The sequence below is a fragment of the Pseudoxanthomonas beigongshangi genome (assembly GCF_016820515.1).
In the GTDB taxonomy this organism is placed as follows: domain Bacteria; phylum Pseudomonadota; class Gammaproteobacteria; order Xanthomonadales; family Xanthomonadaceae; genus Pseudoxanthomonas_A; species Pseudoxanthomonas_A beigongshangi.
In genome coordinates this window covers 15,915-37,490 of record NZ_JADHDV010000016.1, presented here as the reverse complement: position 1 = coordinate 37,490, position 21,576 = coordinate 15,915, and the positions used below count along the sequence as shown (strand labels likewise).

The following is a 21,576-nucleotide window of genomic DNA, read 5'->3' as shown; positions in this document are numbered from 1 at the left end:
GAGAGGGCCGTCCTTTGATAGAAAATACGCGCAATGCGCTCATATTGCTGGGTATCGCATTACTCGTAGCGCTGCTCGCCTACTGGGTAGGACTGGCAGGGCCTTTCCTGCTGGACGACGAATCCAATCTCTCCGCCATTCCGCTCTGGCTTTCCGATCAACTGGGTTTGCATGCGCTACTGTTCGACCGGGGCGCCGGCACCTTCGGCAGGCCCGTGTCCATGGCCTCCTTTGCGCTCAATGCCTGGTTGGGTGGCTACACGCCGACCTCCCTGAAGATCGGCAACCTGATCATCCATTTGCTGTGTGGCCTGCTGATTTTCGGCCTGGCGGAGCGGCTGTTCAGGCGCGATCCCGGCCTCATGCCGCGGGCACAGCTCTATGCGGCGTTGGTGGCGTCGATCTGGCTGTTGCATCCGCTGCACGCGAGCACCGTGCTCTACGTGGTCCAGCGCATGGCGCAGCTCTCCATGCTGGTCATCCTGCTGGGATTGTGGTTCTACGTGTCCCAGCGCGAGCGCCTGGAGCAGGGAAAGCCGGTTGGCGCGGCGTGGGTGTTGCTGCTGGGAATTCCCTGCATGACGTTCCTGGCCTTCCTGGCCAAGGAGAACGGAATCCTGCTCCCGCTGCTCTGCGCCGTCGTCGAACTGGCCTATTTCCGCACGGGCCGGCGTCCCTGGCCGGCGCGGTTCTTTCTGATCGCCTATGTGATCGTCCCGTTTGTGGCGGGTCTCGCCCTGTTCGCCGTCAAGTACCAGACCATCGTCAGCTGGTACAGCAGCCGCGACTTCACCATGGCGGAACGGATGCTCAGCCAAGGCAGGGCGCTTTGCGACTATCTGTGGAAGCTTCTGGTTCCCAATCCGCCCACGATGGGCGTGTACACGGACGATTTCATCGCCTCGACGGGCCTGCTCACCCCTCCGGTCACCGCCCTGGCCATCCTGTTCCTGTTGGCCCTGAGCATCGCGGCGTGGCGCTGGCGGGCGCAACTTCCTTCCGTCTTCTTCGGCTGGTTCTTCTTCCTGGCCGCGCATGCGCTGGAAGCCAGCCCGATTCCGCTTGAGCTCTATTTCGAGCACCGGAACTATCTTCCTTCGGTGGGCATCATCGTCGCGGGCGTCGCGTTGGCCGTCGCGGCGGGCCGTTGGTTGTCCCGGATGGAGCTGCGCCCGGCGCTCATCGGTGTACCCATGTTCGCGGGCATCCTGATCGTCCTGGCAGCGGGAACACACGGGCGCGCGCGCGTCTGGCAAAGCGAATTGCTCATCGCCGAGTCGAGCCTCATCGCACATCCCCACTCCCTTCGTGCGAATGCCGCCGTGCTTTCCGCGGCCATCGCCCGCAACGACCGGACGCGGGTCGAGCAGGTAGTCGACAACCTGCTCGCTTCGCCACAGCCACGGCATCGTTCGCTGGGCCATCTCTATCGCTTCTATGCGTCCTGCCTGATGCGCGGGGAGGCGAGCCTCGACGACCTGCAGGCCTTCAGCCAGGAGACTCCAACGCCGCTGACACTGGCGGAAACGGTACCGCTCCGGTTTCTTTATGCCGCGTCGGAGCGCAAGCGTTGCGGTTCCGTCACCGACGATCAGATTGGCGCGGCGCTGAGTGCCGTGGCGGATCGGGCCTCGGGCCAGCCGGACAACACCCGGCCGAAAATCGTCATGCGGTATTTCGCGGCGCAGTTCCACGTCCGCGCAAGGTCTTGGGACCACGCACTGCGACCGGCGCGACTCGCCTGGCAAGACGGCGCGGAAGCCGGCATCGCGATGCCGCTGGTCCTGGCACAGTTGGGCACGCGTGATGTCGACGGCGCCGAGCGGACCTGGCGGGAAGCGGCGGAACGCGCGGAGCCCGGCAACACCGCCGATCAGTCCGGCCTGGTGTGGCTGCGGGAGCAAATCGAATCCGCGCGCGCCGCCTACGAAGCCGAAGGCTCGAAACCCCGATCGCCCTGAGCCGGATGCCTTGGGCGATTTTCCTTATCCTAAAGCCTGCCATCCGCTCGCCATCGCAAATGAAGCCACAAGGGCGTCCCTTCATCCTGGTCACCACATCGTTCCCCATCAGCCGGGACGGCAGCGAAGCGGCGGGCGGATTCGTGGCGGATCTGGCGATGAGCCTCAGCCTGCGGGTACCCGTCGTCGTTGTGGCCCCGGGCACCGATGAGCGGGTGGAGGAATGGAGCGGGAGTCTATCGGTTCATCGCTATCCGGCTCCTGCCCAGGCGCTATCGACCTTGCGGCCGTGGCATCCGCGGGATGTCTGGCGGATTCTCAAGGTGCTGCGCGCCGGCTCAAGGGTCACGCGCCATGCGGTCCGGAACGGCGCAGCGCATGTGCTGGCCCTCTGGGCATTGCCCTCCGGCTACTGGGCGCGCGGCGCCGCCAGGCAAGCGGGAGTTTCCTATTCTGTCTGGACGCTTGGCAGCGATATCTGGTCACTGGGAAGAATCCCCGTCGTCCGCGGCGTCCTGGCCAGAGTCCTGGCCGACGCCGGACAACGCTTTTCCGATGGCCTCAAGCTGCTGGAGGACACCCGGGAAATCTGCAAGGCGCCGGTGACATTCCTGCCCAGCACGCGGAACATCACCACCAGCAGAGCCGAACCTATCCGCCATACCGGTCCATATCGGCTGGTGTTCATCGGACGCTGGCACGAGAACAAGGGTATTGATCTGCTGCTGGATGCCTTGTCCTTGCTCGATGAGCAAACCTGGTCGCGGATTGAATCGGTCGACATCTATGGCGGCGGTCCGCTCGAAGCTGACGTCCGCCGGCGCGCGGGAGAGCTTGCTGTCCTGCATCCCGTCCGCGCGCACGGATACCTTGCCAAGGATCAGTCCGAGCGGGCGTTGGCGGACGCGGACTTCGTATTGATTCCATCACGCATCGAAAGCATACCCGTCGTGTTCTCCGATGCCATGAAGTTCGGTTGCCCGGTGATCAGCATGCCGGTTGGCGACCTTCCCGTACTGGTGGCGGAAAGAACCGGCGTGTGCGCCGCCGACGTCACTCCGCAAGCCTTCGCCCGGGCGATGACTAGCGCGCTTTCAAACGGGCCTGGGCGCTACGAAGCGGGCTTGCAGGAGATGGCCCGCCGCTTTTCGAACGAACATGCCGTCGTTCCCGCCCTCATGTTGCTGGTGCAGGCGCCGTGACCACGTCATCCACAGCCGGTCAAGGCGGACGACGGCGCTGGTTTCCGCGTTGGGCCACGGTACTGATATCGATCGGCAGCATGGCCATCGTGGTCTATCTGCTGGGTAGATCCGGCAAGGAGATCCTGCTGCAGCTTTCCCGTATCGATATGGGATTCATGTTCGCAGGCCTCGGCCTGGGGGCCCTGGCCACCCTGTCGGGGTTCCTGTCCTTTTCAAGAATACTATCGCCGATGCTCGACACTCCCATGTCGTTCGGCCGGCTGGGCCATCTCCATTTCACCGGACAGATGCTCAAACATCTCCCCGGTCGGGTATTCGGCATCGCCTACCAAATCGGCGCTGGCAATGAAGCGTCATCCAGCGCCTGGATTTCGGCCAATGCACTGCACATCCTGTTGACTCTCTATACGGCGTGCATCGTATCCGCCGGCGTGCTCCTCTGGTCCCGATATCCGGTAACCGCCTCGCTGGTCGTTGTCCTCGGCGTGCTTGGCTGGTTCGCCGTCTTGCGTAGTCCGCTTCTGCACAGGTTGGCAGGCAAATCATCCAGGCTCGAGGGTCGATTTGCTGGCCTGGCCCGGAGCCTGGCATCTTCCGTGGCCCGGCTGGAAGCCCGCGACCACCTGCGCATCATGGGCTGGATGATGCTCAGCTGGCTTGTGTACTTCCTGGCATGGGCCTTCTATGGACTCGCGGTTGCCAGCATGGGGGCGGGCGACGGAATATTGATGTGCGCCCACTACAACCTTGCCTGGATCGTCGGCTACATCACCCTGGTGACCCCTTCCGGCATAGGCGTGCGGGAGGGAGCTTTCATGGCCATGGGAGGCGCTTTCAGTCCCTCGGAACTGGCTTATGGAGTGCTCGTCGGACGCGTCTCGCTGCTGGTGATCGATTTGTTCTTGAGCCTATTGTTCCTTCCCTTCCATGGCACCGCGAATGAACCAGGTTGAACTTCCTGTTTTCGATGATGCTGGCATCAATCTCGCCGACCCGCATGACCGGCGGGGCCTGAAGACCGATTACATCTCGAGATTGCAGGAACTCGCCCTGGAACGAATCGTCGGTCGCGGAAGCGGCCCTGCGCTCGACCTCGGATGCGGGTACGGAAGAATGACCTCGCGCCTCGCCACGTTGGGCTATCGAATGACGGGCATGGATCCCTCCTTGCGCGTTCTGAGGTACGCATCGCTCAATCAGTCCGAAGCCGATGCCAACTGGTGCGTGGGCAAGCTTCCCGAGCTGCCCTTTGGCAACCAGTCGTTTCCGTTGGTGTTTCTTCTCAATGTCGCCAGGCCCCTGCACCTGCTTGGCCTGCTCGACTGCTGCTCCGATGCGGCGCGCGTCGTTTCGAAGGGAGGAAGGCTGATCGTGCTCGACAACATCCGGCGCGACCACGCCGATTATGTTGCCGAGGATTGGTTCGTGGAATTTTTCCAGCGGCAGGGACTTCGCTTGCGCGAACGCATCGCGATCCGTTCCAGCCGCTGGCCCGTCATCTACCTCATCCGGTATGGCCTGGTGCCAAGAAAATGGTTTGACCGTATCGCGAACTGGGAACTGCGCAGAATGGCTCGCCGGAAGCGCGCGCCCCGCTGGTCCTATCACAACGTCGTCTTCGTCTTCGAGCGCGCGTGATGACAGCCGCGGTCATCATCCTCTCCGGCGGCGCGGAAACGGTATCCGTGGCCGTCGTCGAGCGGCTCATCGATGCGGGCATCGATTATTCGGTCATTTCTTTGGTCCCTGACAGCCTGCTGAGGGACGCGCCCCATTGCCACAGCTTCCATGAGCTGAACCTAGCGGGTGCGGGCCTGGAGGAAGCCTGCGATCTTCTCGCCGCGACAATAGCCAGCATCGGCGGCGGGGAAGGTTCCACGACCGTCTTCGCGACCGAGGACGACAGCCTGCTGCTGCTTTCCCGCCTGCACCTCCGGAATGACCTCGTCCTGTGTTTCTCGCGGGGAGAAAGCCTGCGCATGGGCGGTCTGGACAAGGCGGAACTGTTCGAGCATCTGGAACAGGCTGGCATGGCGTCTGTACTCGCTCCCACTTTTCGTCTGGACTCGCCGGAAGACAGTCTCCGGCTTGCCGCCAGACTAGGGCATGACCTCGTCATCAAGCCCATCCATAAGCCATGGGGACGCACGCTCGACGAATCGGGAAACAAGGTCATCACGGTCGGAGGCCGCCTTCCCGCTTTGACCGATGTCAAACGCGCGTTGGAAAATGCCTGGAACAACTGCGACGGCTGGATCGCCCAACCCCGCCTCCGCCCCATCCGGCAGGCTGAGCGCAGCGCCTGTGTCATCCGCTCCGGCAAGGAGATGCGGGGGTATCAGATTGTCGAGCGACTCAAGTATCCCCGCATGGGAGGAAGCGCGGCCTGGGTAAGCAGTTCACGTGATACGGACTTGCTCCCTGCGGCGTTCGCCATTGCCGAAGCCATCGATCTGCGTGGCGTCTGCGAAATGTCGTTCCTGGAGGACGAACAGGGCAACCCGAAGCTGCTGGAGCTCAACTGTCGCCCTTGGTTGCAGTTCGAACTGGTGGAGGCCAGCGGCTGTCCCCTGATCCTGGACACGTTGAAAGCCGTCCATGGGCAGGCACTCTCGATCCAGGAACCGGCCTTCACCGAATGCCACTGGATTCAACCCGAGCGCATGTTCCTCAGCCTGGCCACCGGTGACAGTCCCCGGATGGAGACCCTCCGGGCGCTGGCGCGTGGCGTGCGCGGCAAAATGGTCATTCCCATCTATGGCAGCCGGCTTCCCAAAGTGAAGAGCCGCTGGATCGCCCGGAACCTCCGCAAGGTCCTGCCGAACGGGCGCTAGTTCGCGAGCATTCCCGAGGTCGTGGTCACGATTCGATCCAGGTCGCCTTCGGTGAGTGCCGCCGACAGCGGGAGACTGACGGTCGTCTGACCGATCGCGTGGGCGTTGGGCCACGCTTCCGGCCGCCAGCCGAACAATTCCTGGTACACGGGATGTTCCGCGATGGACAGGTAATGCACGCCGGTACCAATCCTCGCCGCATTCATCCTGTCCAGAAACTCATCCCTCGACAGGCCGCAACGGGCCTCTTCGATCATCATCGTGAAAAGGTGATAGCCATGCCGGGTATCGGGTGCGATTGCGAACGGCAGGATAACGGGAAGATCCTTGAACGCGGACATGTAAGCGTCCCAGATCTGCTCTCTTCTTTTCCAGTTGGCCTCGACACGGGCGAGCTGGTGAATACCGATGGCAGCCTGTATGTCCATCATGTTGTACTTGAAGCCGGTATCGACCACTTGATAATGCCGATATCCCTTGTCGCCGAAGCGATGCCATGCATCCTTGCTCATTCCATGCAGCGCGAGCACCCGGGCACGGGCCACCAACTCTTCGTCCCTGCCCACGATCATGCCGCCTTCGCCGGTCGTGACGTTCTTGGTGACATAAAAGCTGAAACACCCGAAATCACCGAACGTCCCGGCCTTTTGCCCATGGAATTCCGTCTCGATGGCGTGCGCGCAATCCTCGATGACCAGCAGGCCATGTTTCCTGGCGATCTGCATGATGCGATCCATTTCACAGGGGCGGCCTGCGAAATGCACCGGAAGGATCGCCTGGGTGCGCGGAGTGATGGCGGCCTCGATGGCTTCCGGGGATATGCACTGGGTCGCAGGATCCACATCCGCCAATACCGGCTTCATGCCCGCATGGATGATCGCGTTGACGCTGGCGCAGAAGGTCATGGGCGTGGTGATGACCTCCGCGCCCTTCTCCAGCCCGGAGGCCACCATGCTGACATGCAGTGCCGCCGTGCAGGAGTTCACTGCCGCAACCGCGCGGGCGCCGACGCCCTTGTAGTCGGCGAATTCTCTCTCCAGCCTGGCGACGCGCGGCCCTGTTCCCAGCCAGCCCGAACGCATGCAGGCAACAACCTCCTCGATTTCGTCCTCCCCTATGGAAGGCGCTCCGAAGACAATGAAAGGGAGTTCATCTGACATCCGCATGCTGCCTTTCGCGTTATGACTCGCGACGGAAAGTGAGTGCCGTGATCTGCTCGGAGATCAATCCGATCAGGAAAATGATGACCGATGCGCTGAACAGCAGCATGCTCATGTTGGTGAACCGGCCGACCGTCAGGTAGGTGAAAAGGTAATAGAACAGCCCTGTGAGGAAGAACAGCGCCGCCGTCGGTACGAAAAGCTTGAGCGGCGAATACAGGGTCGCGATCTTGAAGATGATCAGCAGGAACCGGATGCCGTCCTTTATGGGACGGATGTGGCTGGTCCCGATGCGACGCGCCACCGGGATGGGCACATAGGCCACGGCGTAGGCACTGCGGAAAAAAGCCATCGTGCTGGTGGTCGGATAGGAAAATCCGTTGGGCAGCAGGTGCAGGAATTCCCGGAACCTGTCCGCGCGTACGGCCCGGAACCCGGAGGTCAGGTCTTTGACCTGGAAACCGGTCATCCGGCTGGCCAACCAGTTGTAGAAGGTATTGGCCAAGCCACGGCTGACCCCCGCCTGGCCCTCCCAGTTCCTGGCTCCGACCACCATGTCGTAACCCTCGCCCAGTTTCTCCAGCAGGCGACGGGCATCGGCGGGATCGTGCTGGCCATCGGCATCCATGAACACGATGACGTCGCCGGTGGCCACCCGCGCGCCGCGCTTGATGGCCGCGCCATTGCCCATCGAATACGGCGAGGTCAGCACGCGGGCCCCCAGGGCGGCGGCCAGGCTGGCGGTCTGGTCCGTGGACCCGTCGTCCACCACGATGACTTCGGCTTCCGGCAGCACCTCTCGCAACCGTTCGAGCGTCCGCGGAAGTCCCCCCGCCTCGTTCTTGGCCGGCAATACGACGCTGATCCTCATTACCGCCCCAGTCTGTTTTCCCCTGCCCAGCTTACTTCAATCACATTCGGGACTGGCAGGTCTCGCCCTCACGCCATTGCCGTATCGCGTCAGCTTGTGACGCAGGTCGTTCCGGGCCGGAGGTCCGGCCACGCGTATGCGGAGGCGCTTGCGGTAAAGTTCGTGCTGGCCCGCTTCTTGCGGCGCCCCCTTGTCACCACGGGAACCCTGCACATGAGCGCCGTCGTCAACACCGCAAACCTGGTAGGCATCACCGGTATCGCCCGCCGCCTCGTCCAGGACGGCGCGCTGGAGGAAGGCGCGGCCCGCGCCGCGATGGCCAGCGCCACCGAGGCCCGGCTGCCGCTGGCCCAGTGGATCATCGAGAAGAAACTGGTCACCGCCTCGCAGATGGCGGCGGCCAACGCCATCGAGTTCGGCATGCCGCTGCTGGACGTGGCCAGCTTCGACCCGGTCCACAACGCGGTCAAGCTGGTCAGCGAGGAACTGCTGCAGAAGCACCAGGTGCTGCCGCTGTTCAAGCGCGGCAGCAAGCTGTTCGTGGGGGTCTCCGACCCCACCAACAAGATGCATGCGCTGGACGAGATCAAGTTCCACACCAACCTGGTGGTGGAGCCGATCCTGGTCGACGACGATTCGCTGCGGCGGGCGCTGGACCAATGGATCAACGCCAGCAGCAACCTCTCCGGCGCCTTCGGCGGCGACGACGACGAGGGCCTGGACAACCTGGAGGTCGGCAACGACGACGAGCTGGCCGGCGCCGATAGCGGCGTCGACGCCAAGGGCGACGACACCCCGGTGGTCAAGTTCGTCAACAAGGTGCTGGTCGACGCCATCAAGCGCGGCGCCTCGGACATCCACTTCGAGCCCTACGAAACCGACTACCGGGTGCGCCTGCGCATCGACGGCATCCTCAAGCAGGTGGCCAAGGCGCCGGTCAAACTGAGCCAGCGCATCGCCGCCCGCCTGAAGGTGATGGCGCAACTGGACATCGCCGAAAAGCGCGTGCCGCAGGACGGCCGCATCAAGCTCAACCTCAGCAAGACCAAGCAGATCGACTTCCGCGTCAGTACCCTGCCCACCCTGTTCGGCGAGAAGGTGGTGCTGCGTATCCTGGACGGCAGCGCGGCCAAGCTGGGCATCGACAAGCTGGGCTACGAGAAGGATCAGCAGAAGCTGTTCGAAGACGCCATCCACAAGCCCTACGGCATGGTGCTGGTCACCGGCCCGACCGGCTCGGGCAAGACGGTGTCGCTGTATACCGCGCTGGGCATTCTGAACGACGAGATCCGCAACATCTCCACGGTCGAGGACCCGGTGGAAATCCGCCTGCCGGGCGTCAACCAGGTGCAGCAGAACACCAAGCGCGGCATGACCTTCGCTGCCGCCCTGCGCAGCTTCCTGCGCCAGGATCCGGACATCATCATGGTCGGCGAAATCCGCGATCTGGAAACCGCCGAGATCGCCATCAAGGCGGCCCAGACCGGCCACATGGTGCTGTCCACCCTGCACACCAACGACGCGCCGCAGACCATCGCCCGCCTGATGAACATGGGCATCGCGCCCTACAACATCACCAGCTCGGTGACCCTGGTCATCGCCCAGCGCCTGGCCCGCCGGCTGTGCTCGCGGTGCAAGGTGCCGGTGGAACTGCCGCACCATGCCCTGGTGGCCGAAGGCTTCAGCGAGGAGGAGATCGGCGCCGGTTTCACCCTCTACGACGCGGTCGGCTGCGACGAATGCACCGGCGGCTACAAGGGCCGCACCGGCATTTACCAGGTGATGCCGATGAGCGAAGAAATCGCCACCATCGTGCTGGAAGGCGGCAACGCCCTGCAGATCGCCGAAGCCGCCCAGCAGGCGGGGGTGCGGGACCTGCGCCAGTCGGCGCTGATGAAGGTCCGCAACGGCGTGACCAGCCTGGCCGAGATCAACCGCGTCACCAAGGACTGACCCGCGCGGGTGGCCCGACCTCCGCCGCTTTCCATGCGCCCGACGGGGCAGGATCCCAAACCCTGCCCCGCGTCACAGGCCGGGGGAGTTCCCTTCCGGCCGTAAACCGCTACCATGCGGAATGAAGTCCGGTCGGGGAAACCGGACGGGGAAATGCCGATGTCCATCAGCCGATCCGCTGCCAAGAAGACCGCCATCACGTCCGCGGGTCCGCGCGAGAACCCGCTCAGCCTGTTCGTCTGGGAAGGCGTGGACAAGCGCGGCGTCAAGATGAAGGGCGAGCAGCCGTCCAAGAACGCCAACATGCTGCGCGCCGAACTGCGCCGACAGGGCATCACCCCCAACATGGTCAAGGTCAAGCCCAAGCCGCTGTTCGGCTCTGCGGGGCACACCATCAGCCCGAAGGAAATCGCCTTCTTCAGCCGCCAGATGGCGACCATGATGAAGTCCGGCGTGCCGATCGTGACTTCGCTGGACATCATCGCGGGCGGGCAGAAGAACCCGCGCATGAAGAAGATGGTGGATCAGGTGCGAGCGGACATCGAGGGCGGCTCCTCGATGACCGAGGCGATCTCCAGGCACCCGGTCCAGTTCGACGAGCTCTACCGCAACCTGGTCCGGGCCGGCGAAGGCGCCGGCGTGCTGGAGACGGTGCTGGACACCATCGCCAGCTACAAGGAAAACCTGGAAGCGCTGAAGGGCAAGATCAAGAAGGCGTTGTTCTATCCGGCCATGGTGATCGCGGTGGCGATCCTGGTCAGCGCCATCCTGCTGGTGTTCGTGGTACCGCAGTTCGAGGAGACCTTCAAGAGCTTCGGCGCGGATCTGCCCGCCTTCACCAAGCTGATCGTCGCCGCGTCCCGCTTCATGGTGGCCTGGTGGTGGGCATTGCTGCTGATCGCGCTGGTCGGCATCGTGGTGACGGTCTTCAGCTTCAAGCGGTCCCCGGCCTTCCAGCACTTCGTCGACCGCATGATCCTGAAGGTGCCGGTGGTCGGCCAGATCATGCACAATTCCTCTGTGGCGCGTTTCGCCCGTACCACCGCGGTCACCTTCAAGGCCGGTGTGCCGCTGGTCGAGGCGCTGGACACCGTGGCCGGCGCCACCGGCAACACGGTCTACGAGAAGGCCGTGCACCGCATGCGCGACGACGTGGCCGTGGGCTACCCGTTGAACGTGGCGATGAAGCAGACCGCGCTGTTCCCGCACATGGTGGTGCAGATGACCGCCATCGGCGAAGAGGCCGGCGCGCTGGACACCATGCTGTTCAAGGTGGCCGAATACTACGAGCAGGAAGTGAACAATGCCGTCGATGCCCTCTCCAGCCTCATCGAGCCCTTCATCATGGTGGTCATCGGCGTCCTGGTCGGCGGCATGGTGATCGGCATGTACCTGCCCATCTTCAAGCTGGCGATGACGGTCGGATAATTCGTGGCATTCCTCGATCAACACCCCGGCCTCGGCTTTCCGGTCGCGGCCGGCCTGGGCCTGCTGGTGGGCAGCTTCCTCAACGTGGTCATCCTGCGCCTGCCGCGCAAGCTGGACTGGCAATGGCGGCGCGATGCGCGCGAGATCCTCGAGGAACCGGAAATCTACGACCCGCCGCCACCCGGCATCGTGGTCGAGAGTTCGCACTGCCCGCACTGCAAGCACAAGCTGGCCTGGTTCGAGAACATCCCGCTGATCAGCTGGCTCGCGCTGCGCGGCAAGTGCCGCCACTGCAAGGCGCCGATTTCAGTGCAGTACCCGCTGGTGGAACTGCTCACCGCCCTGCTGGTGGTCGCGTCGGTGTGGCGCTTCGGCTTTGGCTGGCAGGGATTCGGCGCCTCGCTGCTCAGCTGCTTCCTGGTGGCGCTGTCGGGCATCGACCTGCGTACCCGCCTGCTGCCCGATCAACTGACCCTGCCGCTGATGTGGCTGGGCCTGATCGCCAGCCTGGAAAACCTCTACATGGTGCCCAAGACGGCGGTGCTGGGCGCGATTGCCGGCTACGTGTCGCTGTGGTCGGTGTGGTGGCTGTTCAAGCAGCTGACCGGCAAGGAAGGCATGGGCCATGGCGATTTCAAGCTGCTGGCGGCCATCGGCGCCTGGGTTGGCCTGAAGGGCGTCCTGCCCACCATCCTGCTGTCCTCGCTGGTGGGCGCCATCATCGGTTCGGTCTGGCTGGCGGCGAAGGGCCGCGACCGCGCCACGCCCATTCCGTTTGGTCCCTATCTGGCCATCGCCGGCTGGGTGGTGTTTTTCTGGGGCCAGGACCTGATCGACGCCTATCTGCGTTTCGCCGGCTTCCGGTAGAGCCGGGGTTGCTCGGCTGGGCGTTCGAGTCTGATCTTCCTGCTGGCCCCCATCCGCCCTTCGGGCACCTTCCCCCGCGCGCGGGGGAAGGATGCAGCGTGTAGAGCCGAGCTTGCTCGGCTGGGCGTTCGAGTCTGACCTTCCCGCTTGGCCCCCATCCGCCCTTCGGGCACCTTCCCCCGCAGGCGGGGGAAGGGCGCAGCGTGTAGAGCCGAGCTTGCTCGGCTGGGGGCGATGACAGCGGAGCATGCTCCGCTCTACAACGTGGCGGTTCCGGCCAATAATGGGCGCATGAGCGAATACGTGATCGGACTGACCGGCGGTGTGGCGTCCGGGAAAAGCGCGCTGGAGCGGGCCTTCGCCGCGCGCGGCGTGGGCATCGCCGATGCCGACCGGGTGGCGCGGGAAATCGTCGAGCCGGGCCAGCCCGCGCTGGCCGAAGTCGCGGCCCGGTTCGGTACGGAAGTGTTGCAGGCCGATGGCCGGCTGGATCGTGCGGTCCTGCGCGCACGCGTGTTCGGCAACGAAACCGAACGCCGGGTGCTCGAAGGCATCCTCCACCCACGCATCCGCCAACGCGTGCAAGCGCTCTGCCAGGCGGCGGAGAGTCCCTACGCCATCGCCACCATTCCGCTATTGACTGAAGGCGGTGGCCGCGCCGCCTATCCCTGGCTTTCCCGCATCCTGGTGGTCGATGTGCCGCGCGCGGTACAGAAGGCACGCCTGATTCAGCGCGACGGCATCGATGCCGCGCTGGCCGAACGCATGCTGGACGCACAGGCGCATCGCGACCAGCGCCTGGCGCTGGCCGACGACATCGTGGTCAACGACGGTCACATCGACCGCCTGGAGGCCGCGGTGGCGGAACTGGATGCCCGTTACCGCCGCCTGGCCGCCGCCGTCGGCGAATCCGCCTAGAGCCGGCGCCGAGCGCGCCCCGATACTTCTTCAGTCCGCCCAGAGTCCGCGGATGGCGGCGATTCCCTGCGCGCCATGCTGGCGGGCTTCCAGGATATGGTCCGGCTGCAGACCGCCGATGGCGTAGATCGGCAGCGACACCGCTTCGCGAAGGCGCGCGAATCCCTCCCAGCCCAGCACGCTGCCGCCCGGATGGCTGGCCGTTTCCCGCACGCTGCCCAGCGCTGCGAAATCGCAACCCAGGTCCTCGGCACGGCGCAGTTCCTCGCCGGTATGGCAGGACGCGGCGACCGGCTGCGCATCGGGCAGCGGCCGCACCGACAGTTCCGGCAGTTGCGCCGCGCGCAGGTGCACGCCCGCGCCCAGCTCGCGTGCCAGGCCGATGTCGGAATTGATCAGCACCTCGACGCCGGCCCGCTGACTGGCCTCCACCGCCGCGCGCGCCAGTCGGCGACGGCGTTCCGCATCGACCCCGGGCATCCTCAGTTGCAGGCGGCGGACGCCCGACTCCAGCGCCCGTTGCAACGCGCCGAGCCAGGTCTCGTCGTCGACGTCCGCCGGCGACGGGGTGACCAGGTAGCGATCCGGGTGCAGCAGGGCCGCCACCACCGGGCGGTCGGCCGGCGGCATCACGTAGCGCGGAAGTTTCTCCGGCGCCACCCAGGCCAGCGCCTGTCCCTCGTGTCCACGCGGATTGCCCTTCCAGGACAGTACTCGGCGCACGTCCAGGCGCAGGCGTTTGTCGGGGTACTGCTGGGGCACGTTGATGATGGGTTCGCCGATTTCGGCGGTGATGCCGAGTTCTTCCTGCAGTTCGCGAATCAGCGCCTCGGCCTCGGTCTCGCCGGCCTCGCGCTTGCCGCCGGGAAACTCCCAGCGACCGGCCAGATCACGGCCCTCGGTGCGGCGGGCCAGCAGGATGCGGCCGCGGGCGTCGCTGATGACGCCGGCCACGACGTGGATGGATCGCAGAGGTTCGGGGGACATGGCCGAAGCTTGCCGGGTATTTCCGCGCAAATGCAAATGCGGTGGGTCACGGTTTCAGGGCTTGCCCCCATCCGCCTTCGGCACCTTCCCCCGCAGGCGGGGGAAGGAGGGGTTGGGACGACTTCGGGGGCGGGGAGACTTCACTCGGGAGCGCCAGCGGCCAGCGGTCGCGGGAGTCGGGAGTCGGGAGTCGGGAGGAAGCCGGAAGCCAACGATACCTGCCGACCCGCCTCTCCCCGACTCCCCACTCGCGATCTGCCCCTGTCCCCTTCCCCCGCACGCGGGGGAAGGTGCCGAAGGCGGATGGGGGCAACCCCGACACCCCAAAAAACAGGCGCCTCGAGGCGCCTGCTTTTCTTCACCGACTGCCGTCGTATCAGGCCAACTGGCCGTGGCAGTGCTTGAACTTCTTGCCGCTGCCGCAGGGGCAGGGATCGTTGCGGCCGACCTTGGGACCGGCGTCGGCCGGCATCGCCACCGGGCGGCCGGCCTGCGCGGCCTGGGCCTGCTCGGCTTCCTCGTCGGCGCTGTAGCCGCCGGCATCGGCGTGCTGGAACTGCATCTGCCGGGCCTGCGCTTCGGCCATCGCGCGCTCCTGCGCTTCCAGCGCCGCCACTTCCTCCTCGGTGCGGATGCGCACGCGCGCCAGCAGGGTCACGACTTCGCGCTTGACCCGCTCCAGCATGTCCGAGAACAGCTCGAAGGCTTCCTTCTTGTACTCCTGCTTCGGCTGCTTCTGCGCGTAGCCGCGCAGGTGGATGCCCTGCCGCAGGTAATCCATGCGCGCCAGGTGTTCCTTCCAGTTCTTGTCCAGCACGGTCAGCATGATGTGCTTTTCCAGCGCGCGCATGGTCTCGCCGCCGATGACCGTTTCCTTCTCGTCGAAGTGGCGGTTCATCGCGTCCTGCACGCGCTGCTCGATCGCTTCGGCGTCCAGTTCCTCGGCTTCCTTCGGCCAGGCGGTGACCGGCAGGGCCAGCGCCATTTCTTCTTCCAGCTCGCGCTGCAGGCCGGCCAGATCCCACTGATCGTCCACCGAGTTCGGCGGCACGAAGCGGCCCACCGTCTCGGCGACCACGTCGCCGCGGATACCGTCGATGTTGTCCTTCACCGAATCGGCTTCCAGCAGCTCGTCGCGCTGGGAATAGATGACCTTGCGCTGGTCGTTGTTGACGTCGTCGAAATCCAGCAGGTTCTTGCGGATGTCGAAGTTGTGCGCCTCGACCTTGCGCTGGGCCTTTTCGATCTGGCGGCTGACAAGGCGATCCTCGATCACGTCGTCTTCCTTCATGCCGATCAGCTTCATCGCCTTCTGGACCCAGTCCGAGGCGAAGATGCGCATCAGGTTGTCTTCCAGCGACAGGTAGAAGCGGGACGAACCCGGATCGCCCTGGCGGCCGGAACGGCCACGCAGCTGGTTGTCGATGCGGCGGGATTCGTGGCGCTCGGTGCCGATGATGTGCAGGCCGCCGGCGGCCTTGACCGCTTCGTGGCGCTGCTGCCATTCGGCCTTGACCCGCTGGCGATCGGCGTCGGTGGCGTCTTCCGGCAGTTGCTCCAGTTCCACTTCCAGCGAACCGCCCAGCACGATGTCGGTACCGCGGCCGGCCATGTTGGTGGCGATGGTGACCGCGCCGGAACGACCCGCCTGCGCGACGATGTGCGCTTCGCGCTCGTGCTGCTTGGCGTTGAGCACTTCGTGCGGGACGCCGGACTTGGTCAGGAACTCCGACAGCATCTCGGAGGTTTCGATCGAGGTCGTGCCGACCAGCACCGGCTGGCCGCGCTGGTAGCAGTCCTGGATGTCGGCCAGCACCGCGTTGAACTTGCCCTTGCGGTTGAGGAACACCTGGTCGGGCGAATCCTTGCGCACGGTCGGGCGGTGGGTCGGGATCACGATCACTTCCAGGCCGTAGATGCTCTGGAATTCGTAGGCTTCGGTGTCCGCCGTACCGGTCATGCCGGACAGCTTCTTGTACATGCGGAACAGGTTCTGGAAGGTGATGCTGGCCAGCGTCTGGTTCTCGCGCTGGACCGGCACGCCTTCCTTCGCTTCCACCGCCTGGTGCAGGCCGTCGGACCAGCGGCGGCCCGGCAGGGTGCGGCCGGTGAACTCGTCGACGATCACCACTTCACCGTCGCGCACGATGTAGTCCACGTCACGCTGGTAGATCGCGTGCGCGCGCAGCGCGGCGTTGAGGTGGTGCACCACGGTGAGGTTGTTGGCGCCGTACAGGCTGTCTTCCTCGTCCTTCAGGATGCCGGCCTGCAGCAGCAGCGCCTCGGCGTGCTCCATGCCTGCCTCGGACAGGTGGACCTGCTTGCCCTTCTCGTCGACCCAGAAATCGCCCTCGCCTTCCTCGCTTTCCTGCTTGACCAGCTTCGGCACGATCTGGTTGACGCGCAGGTACAGCTCGGGGGATTCGTCGGCCGGACCGGAGATGATCAGCGGGGTGCGCGCCTCGTCGATCAGGATGGAGTCGACTTCGTCGACGATGGCGTAGTGCAGGCCGCGCTGGAAGCGGTCCTCCTTGGCCATCGCCATGTTGTCGCGCAGGTAGTCGAAACCGAATTCGTTGTTGGTGCCGTAGGTGATGTCGGCGGCATACGCCGAATGCTTGTCGCTGTGCGGCATGCCCGGGTAGACCACGCCGACCGACAGGCCCAGCCAGTTGTACAGGCGGCCCATCCAGGCCGAGTCGCGGCGGGCCAGGTAGTCGTTGACGGTCACCACGTGCACGCCCTTGCCTTCCAGCGCGTTGAGGTAGACCGGCAGGGTCGCGACCAGGGTCTTGCCTTCACCGGTGCGCATTTCCGCGATCTTGCCCAGGTGCAGCACCATGCCGCCGATCAGCTGCACGTCGTAGTGGCGCATGCCCAGCACGCGGCGGCTGGCTTCACGGCAGACGGCGAACGCTTCGGGCAGGATCTTGTCCAGCGACTCGCCGTCGGCGACGCGCTTCTGGAATTCAGGGGTCTTGGCCTTGAGCTCGTCGTCGGAGAGCTTCTCCATCTCCGGTTCCAGGGCATTGATTTTGCCGACGCTGCGCTGGAGCTGCTTCAGCAGGCGTTCGTTGCGGCTGCCAAAGACACGGGTAAGCAAGTTGTTGATCATGTAAGGAACCGGTTGGAAATGAGCGTCGGGGCCGTCGCGAACAGGCCGGCGAGCGGGACCCCAAAACGAAACAGGGCGCACTGCGCCCTGTCTGGCAACACCGTATTGTAGCTTGGGGCGCCCCCGGGGGAATCAACCCTGCCGGAAGCCCCTCCCGAAGCTCAGCCCCGCTTGATCTTGCCGACCGGGGTGGGACCGTCGCCGAGGAACTTGCGCGGGTTGACCACGCGGCCGTTTTCCCAGACTTCGAAGTGCACATGGGCGCCGGTCGAGCGGCCGGTGGAACCGGCCTTGGCCACTTCCTGGCCGACCCGCACCAGGTCGCCGGACTTCACCACCAGGCGGGAGTTGTGCGCGTAGCGGGTGACGTAGCCGTTGCCGTGATCAACGTCGACCACGTTGCCGTAGCCGCCCTTGATGCCGGCGAAGCTGACCACGCCGTCGGCCACGGCCAGCACCGGGTCGCCCACGCTGGCCTTGAAGTCGATGCCCTTGTGGTACTGACCACCGCCGCCGAACGGATCGGCGCGGCCACCGAAACCGGAGGTGATGTAGCTGTTGGCGATAGGCATGCGCGACGGAGTCGCGTTCTTGTCCAGCTCACGGTTGAACAGCAGCGCTTCGAGCACCGACAGCTGCTGGCCGGAGGCGGCGAACTGGCGTTCGAGCTGGCTGACGCCCTTGTCCAGTTCGGACGGCGACATGTCGTAGACGGCATCGTTGCCGCCGACGCCCACCGGCTCCTCGAAATCGAACTCGCCGTCCTGCAACTGCCCCATGCGGGTCAGGCGGTCGCCCAGCGCGTTGAGGCGGTTGGCCTGCGCCTGCAGTTCGCCCAGGCGCGCGGCCATGGCGTTGATTTCCTGCTGGGCGCCGCGGCGGACCTGCTCGAGTTCGGCGTCCTGGCGCTCGGTCTTGGCCTGCAGGAGCGAGACCTGGGCCATGCCCATCGCGCTGCGTCCGGCCAGGCCGGCGACCAGGCCAACGGCGAGCAGACAGGCGGCGGTGGTGAGCGGTCTTGCGTGGACCAGACTGCGCGCCTTGTAGGCGGGGCCGGCGAGATGATTGGCCAACCAGGCGCGCGAATTGTTTACGATGTTTTGAAAAGCCATAGATACCGATGTCTGATTCGAAGTCCAAGCCGCGTGGCGCAAGCACTCCGCAACCGGCCCTCCAGGCCGCGCTGACGGATGCTGCCGCCGACCCGGTGCGTCGTGCCCTCTGGCTCGACGCCCTTGAACAGCAACTTCGCCCCTGTCTCCCGCCCGCCCTGGCTCCCCATTGCCGTTTGGCGAATGTGGCCGGCGAACGGCTCGTTTTTATCGTCGACTCCCCCGTGTGGCGCGCCAAACTCCGGCTCGCCTCCGTCGAACTGCTTGATGCCGCCCGATCCGTCGGACTGACGGTGACCGAGGTGACCGTCAAAACAACAACCGCCCCGCTCCACCCGAATCTTCGGGCAGAAACAACGGCACCACCTGTTCCGGAAGCCTCACGCAAGGCGCTGGCGGCTGTCCTGGCATCCTTGGAATCTCCGGACTCCGCCGGAGGAGGTACTGCTCCTGACAACCGGCGCGGCGGGCGGAAGCGCTAGCCCGCGACGCGAAGGCAAGGCATGGTACCGGGCATGACGACCCGGGTCGTTAGTTGAAAGTTAATAATTAGTTAAATTCAGGCCCGAAATTTGACCTGAATCACACAAACGACAATGCGGCGACGCCGCATCCTTTCGAATACGGTTTCACCGGAAAGCGATCGGAGGAGTTGGGTGGGACTCAGGCCGCCGCGGTGGCGGGGGTGCCGTACAGCACCGGCGAAGGATGGCGGGCATCCTCGAAAGTGACCTCTTCCCACGCCTCCGGCTGGGCCAGCAGGGCCCGCACCAGCTTGTTGTTCAGGGCGTGCCCGGACTTGTAGCCCTCGTAGGCGCCCAGGATCGGGCGGCCGGTGAGATAGAGATCGCCGATGGCGTCGAGGATCTTGTGGCGGACGAATTCGTCGGCGTAGCGCAGGCCGTCGTCGTTGAGGACCCGGAACTCGTCCAGCACGATGGCGTTGTCCATCGAACCGCCCAGGCCCAGGTTGCGCTCGCGCATGTACTCCAGGTCGCGCATGAAGCCGAAGGTGCGCGCGCGCGCGACTTCCTTGATGTAGGCGCCGGTGGAGAACTCGACTTCGGCGCGCGACTGCGAGGCCGGAATCATCGGGTGATCGAACTTGACCGTGAAGCCCACCCGGAAGCCCTCGTAGGGATCGAAGCGCGCCACCTTGTCGCCCTCGGTGACTTCCACCGGCGACTTGATGCGGATGAAGCGCTTGGGCGCATTCTGCTCGGCGATGCCGGCGGACTGCAGCAGGAACACGAAGGGACCGGCGGAACCGTCCATGATCGGCAGTTCGGCCGAGGACAGCTCGACGTAGACGTTGTCCACGCCCAGACCCGCCAGCGCGGACATCAGGTGTTCGACCGTCTGCACCTTGGCGCCGTCGCAGCTCAGGCCCGTGCACAGCGTGGTCTCGGTGACCAGTTCGGCGCTGGCCGGCATTTCCACCACCGGCTCCAGATCCACGCGCCGGAACACGACGCCGGTGTTCACCGGGGCCGGACGCAGCGTCATGTAGACCTTTTCGCCGCTGTGCAGGCCCACGCCGGTGGCGCGGATCACGTTCTTGAGGGTGCGTTGCTGGGCCATCGGAGGGGGACCGAGGTGAAGGTGCTGACCAAGAGCGGCGAGAATAGCACGCAATTAGCTGAATCTTAACGGAAGAATTGCTTTGTCCCACGGCTGAAACAATGCCGCGCGAACCTGTCCGATTTCCCGACGGGGACGGAAAGGGCTGCCGGGCCGGGCAGGCCCGGCAGCGAAGGGACATGGCGGTACCGCGCCCTCCCCCGGACCGGCGGGAGGGTGTTTCAGGAGGCGGAGGTCAGTCCGCCTGCCGGCGCAGGAACGCCGGGATGTCCAGGTAGTCCGCGGGCAGGTCGGCCGCCGCCGGGGCGGACGACGCGGCCGGCGCGCTCGCCGGAGCCGCCGAACCACGGCGCAGGCCCAGGCCGCCGACGGCGTCGGCCACCGGATCGACATTGGCCATCGCGTCGAACGCCGGCAGGCCGGTGGTCGCGTCGCGGACCAGCTTGATCGGTGCGCGCACCGGCTCGCGATCCAGGCCACGGCCGACCGGCTGGCGGGCGACGGCGCGGTTCAGGCCGGTGGCGACCACGGTCACCCGGACCTCGTCCTGCATGTCCGGATCCAGCACGGTGCCGACCACCACGGTCGCGTCCTCGGAGGCGAAGCCTTCGATGGTGCGGCCGACTTCGTCGAACTCGGCCATGGTGAAGTCCGGACCGGCGGTGATGTTGACCAGGATGCCGTTGGCGCCGGACAGGTTGACGTCGTCCAGCAGCGGGTTCTGGATGGCGCTCTCGGCGGCGGCCTGCGCGCGGTCATCGCCGCGGGCATGGCCGGTGCCCATCATCGCCAGACCCATTTCGCTCATCACGGTGCGCACGTCGGCGAAGTCGACGTTGATCAGGCCCGGACGCACGATCAGGTCGGCGATGCCCTGCACGGCGCCGAGCAGCACGTCGTTGGCGGCACGGAACGCCTGGATCATGGTCGCGTTGCGGCCCAGCACGGTGATCAGCTTTTCGTTCGGGATGGTGATCAGCGAGTCGCAGTGGTGGCTCAGTTCCTCGATGCCCTTCAGCGCCACCTGCATGCGGCGACGGCCTTCGAACGGGAACGGCTTGGTGACCACGGCCACGGTCAGGATGCCCATCTCCTTGGCCAGCTGCGCCACCACCGGCGCGGCGCCGGTGCCGGTGCCGCCGCCCATGCCGGCGGTGATGAACACCATGTCGGCGCCGTCCAGTGCCTCGATGATGCGCTCGCGATCTTCCAGCGCGGCCTGGCGGCCGACTTCCGGATTCGCGCCCGCGCCCAGGCCCTTGGTGACGTTGCCGCCGAGTTGCAGCTGCAGCTTGGCGCCGCAGTTCTTGATCGCCTGCGAATCGGTGTTGGCGGTGATGAATTCCACGCCGTCCACGCTGCCGTTGACCATGTGCGCCACCGCGTTGCCGCCGCCGCCGCCCACGCCAATGACCTTGATCACCGCATTCGGAGCCATCTTTTCAACCAGTTCAAAATGTGCCATGTCCGTTGTCCTCTTTGAGCTGGGATTGGGGATTCGGGATTGGGGATTCGGAGAAGCTGCCTTCCGCGTCCCTTTGACCGTCGTCCTCTACCAGCGAGTTGTTGTGTTTTAGTGGTTGT

Annotated in this window: 17 protein-coding genes; 10 read left to right on the top strand and 7 right to left on the bottom strand. The window is 65.2% G+C overall.

The annotated features are described in order from the left end of the window. Positions 1-44: 44 nt before the first annotated feature. From IQ458_RS12955 to IQ458_RS12935, 5 genes are read left to right on the top strand one after another with little or no spacing between them, the layout of a single operon-like run. Positions 45-1,961 (top strand): hypothetical protein, encoded by a 1,917-nt coding sequence (locus IQ458_RS12955; RefSeq protein ID WP_203323096.1) that lies wholly within the window; start codon positions 45-47, stop codon positions 1,959-1,961. A gap of 59 nt (positions 1,962-2,020) precedes the next feature. Next, entirely contained in the window at positions 2,021-3,163 is a 1,143-nt protein-coding gene (locus tag IQ458_RS12950; RefSeq protein WP_203323095.1) for a glycosyltransferase family 4 protein, read from the top strand. Further along, positions 3,160-4,119 carry a lysylphosphatidylglycerol synthase domain-containing protein gene (locus tag IQ458_RS12945; protein WP_328805179.1) on the top strand — a complete coding sequence of 320 codons (960 nt, stop codon included), beginning with the start codon at positions 3,160-3,162 and terminating at the stop codon, positions 4,117-4,119. Before IQ458_RS12950 ends, IQ458_RS12945 begins: the two co-directional genes overlap by 4 nt. Continuing rightward, complete coding sequence (locus tag IQ458_RS12940) at positions 4,106-4,804, top strand: class I SAM-dependent methyltransferase (protein WP_183639001.1); 699 nt, start codon at positions 4,106-4,108, stop codon at positions 4,802-4,804. Before IQ458_RS12945 ends, IQ458_RS12940 begins: the two co-directional genes overlap by 14 nt. After that, complete coding sequence (locus IQ458_RS12935; protein WP_203323093.1) at positions 4,804-6,000, top strand: hypothetical protein; 1,197 nt, start codon at positions 4,804-4,806, stop codon at positions 5,998-6,000. Before IQ458_RS12940 ends, IQ458_RS12935 begins: the two co-directional genes overlap by 1 nt. Here the strand turns inward: IQ458_RS12935 and IQ458_RS12930 are convergent. Further along, positions 5,997-7,166: a DegT/DnrJ/EryC1/StrS family aminotransferase gene (locus IQ458_RS12930; protein WP_235996825.1), complete on the bottom strand. Its 1,170-nt coding sequence runs from the start codon at positions 7,164-7,166 to the stop codon at positions 5,997-5,999. The two genes, IQ458_RS12935 and IQ458_RS12930, sit on opposite strands and share 4 nt — an antisense overlap. A gap of 13 nt (positions 7,167-7,179) precedes the next feature. Further along, entirely contained in the window at positions 7,180-8,031 is an 852-nt protein-coding gene (locus tag IQ458_RS12925; RefSeq protein WP_203323092.1) for a glycosyltransferase family 2 protein, read from the bottom strand. Positions 8,032-8,244: 213 nt separating this feature from the next. On the opposite strand from IQ458_RS12925, the gene pilB reads away from it, so the two are divergent. The 4 genes from pilB to coaE all read left to right on the top strand — a co-directional run bounded on the left by pilB (position 8,245) and on the right by coaE (position 13,197). Next, positions 8,245-9,984, top strand: a complete 1,740-nt coding sequence (gene pilB / locus IQ458_RS12920; protein ID WP_203323091.1) for a type IV-A pilus assembly ATPase PilB — start codon at positions 8,245-8,247, stop codon at positions 9,982-9,984. Between the two features lie 159 nt (positions 9,985-10,143). Further along, on the top strand, positions 10,144-11,412 hold the full coding sequence (locus tag IQ458_RS12915) for a type II secretion system F family protein (protein WP_203323090.1): 1,269 nt from the start codon (positions 10,144-10,146) through the stop codon (positions 11,410-11,412). A 3-nt stretch (positions 11,413-11,415) separates the two neighbouring features. Next, complete coding sequence (locus IQ458_RS12910) at positions 11,416-12,279, top strand: prepilin peptidase (protein WP_203323089.1); 864 nt, start codon at positions 11,416-11,418, stop codon at positions 12,277-12,279. 291 nt (positions 12,280-12,570) lie between these two features. Continuing rightward, a complete protein-coding gene (coaE, locus tag IQ458_RS12905) occupies positions 12,571-13,197 on the top strand; it encodes a dephospho-CoA kinase (RefSeq protein ID WP_203323088.1) in 627 nt (208 codons plus the stop codon). 30 nt (positions 13,198-13,227) lie between these two features. Here the strand turns inward: coaE and IQ458_RS12900 are convergent, their stop codons facing one another. The 3 genes from IQ458_RS12900 to IQ458_RS12890 all read right to left on the bottom strand — a co-directional run bounded on the left by IQ458_RS12900 (position 13,228) and on the right by IQ458_RS12890 (position 18,411). Then, positions 13,228-14,184 carry a Nudix family hydrolase gene (locus IQ458_RS12900; protein ID WP_203323087.1) on the bottom strand — a complete coding sequence of 319 codons (957 nt, stop codon included), beginning with the start codon at positions 14,182-14,184 and terminating at the stop codon, positions 13,228-13,230. A 376-nt stretch (positions 14,185-14,560) separates the two neighbouring features. Next, entirely contained in the window at positions 14,561-17,299 is a 2,739-nt protein-coding gene (gene secA / locus IQ458_RS12895; protein ID WP_183639016.1) for a preprotein translocase subunit SecA, read from the bottom strand. Between the two features lie 161 nt (positions 17,300-17,460). After that, positions 17,461-18,411 carry a M23 family metallopeptidase gene (locus tag IQ458_RS12890; RefSeq protein WP_183639018.1) on the bottom strand — a complete coding sequence of 317 codons (951 nt, stop codon included), beginning with the start codon at positions 18,409-18,411 and terminating at the stop codon, positions 17,461-17,463. Between the two features lie 8 nt (positions 18,412-18,419). Here IQ458_RS12890 and IQ458_RS12885 point away from each other — a divergent pair, with 8 nt between their 5' ends. After that, positions 18,420-18,893, top strand: coding sequence for a DciA family protein (locus IQ458_RS12885; RefSeq protein ID WP_183639020.1), 474 nt, complete (start codon positions 18,420-18,422; stop codon positions 18,891-18,893). Between the two features lie 181 nt (positions 18,894-19,074). On the opposite strand, the gene lpxC is transcribed toward IQ458_RS12885, so the two are convergent. Together lpxC and ftsZ are read right to left on the bottom strand one after the other, a co-directional pair. Next, on the bottom strand, positions 19,075-19,992 hold the full coding sequence (lpxC, locus tag IQ458_RS12880; RefSeq protein ID WP_203323086.1) for a UDP-3-O-acyl-N-acetylglucosamine deacetylase: 918 nt from the start codon (positions 19,990-19,992) through the stop codon (positions 19,075-19,077). Positions 19,993-20,227: 235 nt separating this feature from the next. Then, on the bottom strand, positions 20,228-21,457 hold the full coding sequence (gene ftsZ / locus IQ458_RS12875) for a cell division protein FtsZ (RefSeq protein WP_141455692.1): 1,230 nt from the start codon (positions 21,455-21,457) through the stop codon (positions 20,228-20,230). Between the last annotated feature and the right edge of the window lie 119 nt (positions 21,458-21,576).